General features: G+C 71.8%; 5 protein-coding genes. 1 reads left to right on the forward strand and 4 read right to left on the reverse strand.

The window, feature by feature from the left end; translation table 11 throughout:
- The first annotated feature begins 106 nt into the window (after positions 1 to 106).
- Positions 107 to 1,876, forward strand: a complete 1,770-nt coding sequence (locus tag JHN63_RS20070) for a hypothetical protein (RefSeq protein ID WP_374222928.1) — start codon at positions 107 to 109, stop codon at positions 1,874 to 1,876.
- A gap of 81 nt (positions 1,877 to 1,957) precedes the next feature.
- On the opposite strand, the gene JHN63_RS20075 is transcribed toward JHN63_RS20070, so the two are convergent.
- From JHN63_RS20075 to JHN63_RS20090, 4 genes are all read right to left on the reverse strand, one after another.
- Positions 1,958 to 2,599 (reverse strand): cutinase family protein, encoded by a 642-nt coding sequence (locus tag JHN63_RS20075; protein WP_200682477.1) that lies wholly within the window; start codon positions 2,597 to 2,599, stop codon positions 1,958 to 1,960.
- Between the two features lie 139 nt (positions 2,600 to 2,738).
- Positions 2,739 to 3,968 carry a CdaR family transcriptional regulator gene (locus JHN63_RS20080; protein ID WP_200682478.1) on the reverse strand — a complete coding sequence of 410 codons (1,230 nt, stop codon included), beginning with the start codon at positions 3,966 to 3,968 and terminating at the stop codon, positions 2,739 to 2,741.
- A 122-nt stretch (positions 3,969 to 4,090) separates the two neighbouring features.
- The gene (locus JHN63_RS20085; protein WP_200682479.1) at positions 4,091 to 5,080 is read right to left on the reverse strand and encodes an alpha/beta hydrolase family protein; all 990 of its coding nucleotides are present in this window, start codon (positions 5,078 to 5,080) and stop codon (positions 4,091 to 4,093) included.
- 9 nt (positions 5,081 to 5,089) lie between these two features.
- On the reverse strand, positions 5,090 to 7,342 hold a 2,253-nt coding region (locus tag JHN63_RS20090), incomplete at its 5' end, for an acyltransferase domain-containing protein (RefSeq protein WP_200682480.1).

Raw genomic sequence — 7,342 nt, forward strand, 5'->3', positions numbered from 1 at the left:
TGTCACCGTCCCGTTCTCTGCGGGCCGGTGACAAGCGGATCGCCGGGCGCTGCGTTCTTGTGAGCACCGCCTGATCCCGTGGTCCCGACCGCCCTACGGTCCGGCCATGAAGACGAGTCGCAGCACAGGACGGACAAGTCCCAGCACAGGACAGGCACTTCGCAGCACAGGCCGGACAAGGACGTGGCGCGGTGCCGCGCTCGCGGCGCTGTTGACCGCGGGCGCGCTCACCGCGGCCGCGCCACAGGCCCAGGGGGACGGAGCCCGCACCGAGACCCCGGTCGCGTCGACGCATCCCGCCGACGGTGTGGTCGAGTCGGTGGTGCGGGTGAAAGTCCCGTTATCGCAGTCGTTCGGCGCCCGTCCGGGGGCGTGCGACTGGCTGGCGTATCTGCGCTACCGCGCCGCCGACGGCCCGAGCGCGGCGGCCGACGCCGACCGGATCCTCGTGGCCCAGCCGGGCATCCTGGAAGGGGCCGGCGCGTTCGACAGCGTCGCCCGCGACACGGTCGCCCAAGCCGCCGCGCAGGGGCGGCACATCGAGTTCTGGGCCCTGGACCGGCGCTCCAACTGCCTTGAGGATCCGACCGGTATCGCCTCCGGCGACCAGCACACGGCCGTCGACTACTACTACCGGGGCAAGGCCGTCGGCGGCCGGACCTTCGCCGGGTACGTCGGCAACGACCACCTCGGCTGGATGGCCAAGCTCGGCATCGAGCAGACCGTGCGCGACGAGTACGACCTGCTCGTCGCCGAGTTGCCCGACCAGGCCGTGCGCAAGCGCAAGGTGCTGTGCGGCGGGCACTCGCTCGGCGGTGTCATCACCGGGTACTTCGCGGCGGCCGACTTCGACGGCGATCCCGCCACCACGGCGGACGCCGGACAGAACCAGTGCGCCGGGTACTTCGCCCTCGACACGACCATCTCCACCTCGCTCGCCGACCTGAGCGGCAGCATCCCGGACGACACCAACCTGCCCGACAGCGGGCTTGGTTACGGCGTCGTCCAGGCCGGGCTCGACAGCGGCATCCTGTCGCGGTCGCTGTCCGCGCCCGTGCTGCTCAACCCCGAGACCATGACCCTGCTGGCGATCGCGGGACTCGGCGCCGTCCGCGCCCCGGACGCCGAGGCGGACCTGCCCGCCTATCTCCCCTCCAACGTCAACATCGAGGCCACGAACCGCTTCCTGTTCTCCAAGGACACCGCCACCTTCCTCACCGGCTCACCCGCGGTGAAGGACTTCCGGCTCACCAACGACGCCGTCCTCGGCTCGCTCATGGACGACAACTCCGTCCCCCTCGCATTCCTCCAGAGCAGCGTCGGCCTCTTCGACGGCGGCCCGCTCACCGACAAGAACTTCCCCGCCGCCAACGGGAGTTCGGACCAGTCCCAACTCTTCGGCGTCGAGTACAAGGCCATCCCGGCCCAGCCGCACGGCCCGCTCTACACCTGGCGGAACTACGACCGGGTCGGCGCCGCCGACGACCCCGGGTACCGGTCCGCGGACGGCACCCCCTTCACCGACGCGTCCAAGGAAGTCACCGACATCCACGAACTGGCCCGCAGCATGGGGGAGCAGCCACTGGACTTCACCGAGCAGTACTTCCCGACGAAGCTGGTCACCGACCTCGAGCTGTCCACCTCGCCCCAGGTGAAGCAACTCCTCGTGCACCCGGGCGGGTTGACCGCCAACCCGACACTCACCGTGCTCGCGGGCGACGGGCTGCTCGCCGGTCGCATCCCGGCCGACCTGCACCCCGTGATCGCCCCCGGCTACCAGCACCTGGACGTCCTCACGGTGGCACCCGTCCAGAACAACGGCCGCCCCGAGATCGTGTCCAGCAACCTCGCCGCGTTCGCCCGCTCGCCCAAGTAGCCCCCCCGCACACCAGTAGGGCCCAGGAGGATCAACTCCCGGGCCCCACCGCGTTGTTCGGTACGACCGACTTGCTACGGCTCAGATCTTGCCCGCGGCGAACGTGGCCGCCGCGCCCGCGTCGGAGGTGTAGCCGAGGTGGGCGAGGACGTCGGTTCCGCCGTTCTGGCAGATGGGGTCACCGTTGGCGCAGAAGTCGATGGTGCGGCTCCGGTAGGTGCCGGTGACGCTCTTGCCGAGGGCCCGGATGGGGTTGCCGAACAGCAGCACCGCGGCGACCTTCGGCTCTACCGCCGCGGGGATGGTCGCCACGATCGGGCTGCCGACCACCGCGCCGTCGCTGCTGATACCGATGGAGTTGTCGACGACGTTCGCGCCCTGCGAATAGCCGACGAGAATGAAACGCTGATTCGGACAGGCCGCCGCCTGCGCGTTGACGTGGTTCACCACATCGAGGTTTCCCGTCGCCGCGGACGTGAGGGAAAGGTCGGCGGGATAGTTCACCGCATAGCTGGAGAGCGTCTTTCCGGTGATTTTCTGCTGGAGCGCGGAGAACACCGGGTCGCCGACGATCAGGCCGAGTGTGCCCGGCTCGAAGGTGCCGCGAGCCGCCACTACATCGAGATCCGAGCAGGTGGCGGCCGATGCGGAGGGCGCGGAGAGGGTGGCGAGCCCGGCCCCGCCGGCCAGCGAGAGCGCGGCGAGGCACAATCGAATACGCATGGGAATCCTTTGAGGGTGGGGCGCGTGCGGCGCCTGTGGAAAGGACTGTCCCGAAGGTATTCGCGTTCCCGTGACCGGTGTTATGGACGGGAATTCAGAAACCGTCTCTGTTTTTGTCGGCTCGTGAGTCGCGGTCGCTTCATGAGTCCCGCTCACCCTCCCGCAATTCCGCCGAACGCAGCGCGAGGATCAGATCGAGCCGGGTTCCCGGATCGTGCAGGGACGCGCCGAAGAGCTTCTCCAGTTGACGCAGGCGGTAGCGGACCGTCTGCGGGTGGATATGGAGCCGGGCGGCGACATCGGGGACGTTGCTGCCGCTGAGCAGCCAGGCCAGCAAGGTCTCGGCCAGCCGAGGGCGTTGGCCCTCGGACGCGGCGTCGAGCGGCGCGAGGGCCCGTGACTCCAGTTGGGCCAGCAGGGGTTCGTCGCTGTGCAGCAGCAGCGTCGAGAGATGGTCGGCGCACAGCACCACGCCCTGCCGGGGCAGCACCCCGCGCCCCATCAGCCCCAGCGCCCGCGTGGCCCAGTGCAAGGACCGCGCGGCCTCGACGACCGGGACCGTGGGCCCGATCGCCGCCGGACGGCCGCCCAGGCCGAGGACGAACGACCGCCCGCCGAACCGGCCGTAGCCCTCGGGATCCGGCACCAGCACCCGCGGCGGCCGTGACTCCATGTCCGCCAGCGCGCCCGGCATCGCCGGCGCCCGGTCTTCCGCACGTGGGTCGGCGGGGCCCGCCAGCGCGATCACGGCGACCCGTGACGGCACCCGCCAGCGCGCGCCGTGCGCCAGGTCCTGGAGCGCCTCCGGCGCCAACGGCCCATCGCCCAGCAGCAGTTCGAGCAGTCTTCGGCGCCGCCGCTCCACCTCGCCCGCGCTGCGCGACTGCCCCTGCGCGTACCCGGCGGCGGCCGCCTCCGCGACCTCGTGCACGGTACGGAACGCCAGCTCGCCCAGCGCGGCCACCACCGCCGAATCCAGGCCGAGCTCCTCCGCCGTACGACCCATCAGCCGCCAGGCGTGCAGCCCGCCCACGCGGATCGCCGACTGCAACGCCTCCAGGCTGCGGCCCTCCAGGGCCTCGCCACGGCCGAGTTCCTCGTAGTACGCCGCCGCCATCGCGGCGTTCTGGCCCTGCGGGTCCGCGATGTGGTCGACGAACAGCGTGAGCGCCTGCACCACCCCGGACCTGAGGTTCTCGCGGTAGGTCCCGTCGGCAGGCCGCGCGTACTCGGGCACCTGGCTGCGCACCACCTCCTCCACCTCGCTGGAAACGGCGGCCAGTTGGGCACGCAGCAGCTCGGCCAGGTCGGGGGGAAGCAGCACGCCTCCGGGCTCGGTGGGTACTCCGCGCGGGGTGGGGACAGCCACGACGGACACTCCTTTCCCCCGGAGGCGGCTCGCCCACGGACCGTTGCCCGTGGGACGAGGGGGACGTCCCGTGTTGGACGGACGTCCCCTGCGCTCCGTTCCGTGCCCCGGCTGCACCGACATCACTCCGGCAGCCCCAGCGCACCGGCGAGCATCGGCCACGAGGCGGTGAACTCCCCTTTCCAGTAGGCCCAACTGTGTCCACCACCCGAGTAGAAGTGCGTCGTGACCGGAATCCCGAGCAGCGCGAGAACACCGGTGAAACTGTGCGCGGAGGGCCACAGCAGACTCTCCAACGCCTCGGGCAGCCAGTCGCCCGAACCCCCCACCACACCACTGCCGTTGGACACGTACAGAGGCGTCCCGCGCAGCCCGCCGGCCTGGGCACGCGGATTGAAGACGCGCCAAGTGAGCGCGTCCAGCAGGGGATTGCCCCACAGGGACAGCGGCGACAGGCTCTCGCGGGCCACGATCGCGTCCACCAGCGAGGGCACCCCGGGCGCCGTGGTGTCGAGGATCCCGCTGTAGGACGCGGCGGCGGTGAACGCGCCCGGGTGACGGGCCGCGTGCGCCATCGCGCCGTAGCCCCCGGTGGACACCCCGGCGACGGCCCGCACCCCGGACGCCCGGTAGTCGCGGGCCAACAGCGCCGGAATCTCCCGGAGTTGGAAGGTCTCGTAGTCGGGGCCGCCGCGCCAGACGCTCGGGATCCCCGTCGGACCCGCGTCCGGCATCGCCACGATCAGGTCGCGGCCCTCGGTGAACGCCTCGATGTCCGTCTCCCGCGTCCAGGACGTGTAGTCGTCGTGCGCCCCGTGCAGCAGATACAGCACGGGATACGTCCGAGCGGGCTGCGCGGCGAAGTCCGACGGCAGGATCAGCCGCACCGGCGCGCTGTGCCCCAGCGCGGGCGAGGACACGGACACGTCGAAGGTGCGCGCCGAGACCTGGGTCGCGGCCCGCGCCCGGCCCGCGGAGACCGTGGCGCCGAACAGCGCGGCCAGTCCCGTGGCCGCCGTGGCCCGGGCGACCGTACGGCGGGACAGGCCGACGGGCGGGCGGTGCGGCCCGTCGGCGCTCGGGGACGTTCCGGCAGGGCGATGGCAGGGCATGGCGGCTCCTCAGTCCGGTTCGGCGGGTCCGCCCGGCGAGGCGAGCACCCGCCGCAGATGGGCGGCGATCTCGTCGACGTACGGCGGGTCGAGCAGCGACAGGTGATGCCCCGCCACCGGTACGACCGTCAGCCGCGAGCACACCTCGTCCCAGCCGAGCCCGTCGTCGTCCCGTTCGTACGCCGGGTCGCGCACGGTGTGCGGAGCCGGTTCGGTGGCCCGGTACAGGACCACCCGGCCGTCGTACCGTCCCGGCCGGTGCGCCTCGCCGATCCGCAGGTCCAGGTACGAGGCACGCTGATGCTCCAACGCGGCCGACGGCACCTGCACGGCCTCGCGCAGGATGCGCAGCACGAGGTCGATGCGCTCGCGGTCGTCGTCCATCGCCACGAGCTCGTCGTAGGGCAGGGCGAGTTGGACCCCGAAGGTGTCGGCGATGTGCCGGGCGAAGCCCGTGAGGTGGGTGCGGACACGGTCCGGCCGGGGGAGCGGACGTACGGCATCGATGAGCACGACGAGTGCGACCTCCCGCCCGGACGCGGTGAGTTGACGTGCCGTCTCCTGGGCGACGAATCCGCCGAAGGACCAACCAGCCAGCAGATACGGCCCGTTGGGACAGGCGGCGATGATCTCCTCGGCATAGCGGCGGGCCTTCTCGGACACCGTGCGGGCGTCGTCGATCCGGTCCAGTCCGTGCACCGGCCGGTCGGCGCCCAGGTGTTGGGCGAGTGCGTGGTAGACGTCGGTGGTGCCGCCGGCGGCGTGGAAGAGGAAGAGCGGAGGGTGTGCCGAGTTGATCAACCGGCCTACGCGGTCGGCCAGTTCGGCGACCGTGGTGGCCTCGAACAACTCGCGCAGATGCAGCGTGACGCCGAAGTCACCTTCCAGGGCGGTACGGATACGGACGGCCATGAGGGAATCCAGACCGAGGTCGGTCAGTGTCGTCGTGGAGGTGATCCGGGCCGCCGGATGACCGGTGACGGTGGCGATGTGGTGACTGACGCGGGTAGCCACCGGGTCCTCCGGAACCGGAGCTGGGGTCGGCTCGGCCCATCCCTGCGTGGCTGTCGCCGCGACGGGAGTTCGGCCGTCGGTCCACCAGTACCGGACGTGGCGCCAGCGCGGCGCCGGGAGGTCGATGACGCGGCCGGACGGCAGCGGCAGGTCCAGTCCCGCCGCGTACAAGGTGCCCAACTCCGCGAGGAACGCGGCGGATCCGGCCGCGTCGCGGCGCAGCGTGCCGACGGTGAGGGCGCCGGGCACGTTGTCGGCGACGGCCCGGGTGAGGACCGGATGCGGCGAGATCTCCATGAACGCGGTGTGGCCGTCGGCCGCCGCGGCGGCGAGCGCCCGGTCCAGGCGCACCGGCCGACGCAGGTTGGCGGCCCAGTACTCGGCATCGAACTCAGAGGCGCCGCGCGGCTCGTCGAGGACGGTGGAGTAGACGGGGATGCGCGGAGACCGGCCCCGCACGTCCGCGAGAGCCTCGACCAGTTCCGGCAGCAGCGGGTCCACCTGCGGCGAGTGCCCGGCTCCGACGACCCGCATCGCCCGGGCGGCCCGCCCGCGCTCCTCCAGCCCCCGCACCAGTCGCGCTACGGCCATCTCGTCGCCGGTGACGACCTTCTGCCGGGGCGAGGTGTGCACGGCGACCTGCACACCCGGGAAGTCCCGCTCCAGGGTGGCCAGTTCACCGTCCTCCAGGTCGACCACGGCCATCGCGCCACCCTGTAAACGCCCGAGCAGCCGCGCCCGTACGGCGACGATCCGGGCCGCGTCCGCCACGTCCAGCGCGCCCGCGCAGACGGCGGCGGCCACCTCACCCAGGGAGTGGCCGATCACGGCGACCGGTTCGACGCCGTACGACCGCCACATCTCGGCGAGCGCCAACTGGACCCCGAACAGGACGGGTTGGGCGACGTCCAGCCGGTCGAGATCCCCGGCGGAGGCGAGGTGCTCCTGAAGGGAGAAGTCGAACACATCGGCCACCTGAGCGTCGAGTTTCCCCACGGCGGCGGCGAACGCCGGTTCCTCCAGGAGCAGTTGGCGCCCCATGCCGGTCCACTGGCTGCCGTATCCGGAGAACACCCATACGGGACCGCGCCCCACGAGATCACGGTCGCCGGTCACCACTCGAGGGTCCTGGCCACCCTGCCCCAACGCGCCCAGAACATCGCCCAGTTCACCCCCGCTACCCGCGAGGATCGCGGCACGTACCGGCCCCCGCCCCGCCCGTCCCACCGATGTGGCGCGCACCCTCGC

Source organism: Streptomyces sp. MBT65, from assembly GCF_016612545.1.
Taxonomy (GTDB): Bacteria; Actinomycetota; Actinomycetes; order Streptomycetales; family Streptomycetaceae; genus Streptomyces.

Excerpts from the sequence above, each read along its gene's own strand:
- JHN63_RS20070 (WP_374222928.1), top strand. The coding sequence starts at position 107 with ATGAAGACGAGTCGCAGCACAGGACGGACAAGTCCCAGCACAGGACAG.
- JHN63_RS20075 (WP_200682477.1), bottom strand. The coding sequence starts at position 2,599 with ATGCGTATTCGATTGTGCCTCGCCGCGCTCTCGCTGGCCGGCGGGGCC.
- JHN63_RS20085 (WP_200682479.1), bottom strand. The coding sequence starts at position 5,080 with ATGCCCTGCCATCGCCCTGCCGGAACGTCCCCGAGCGCCGACGGGCCG.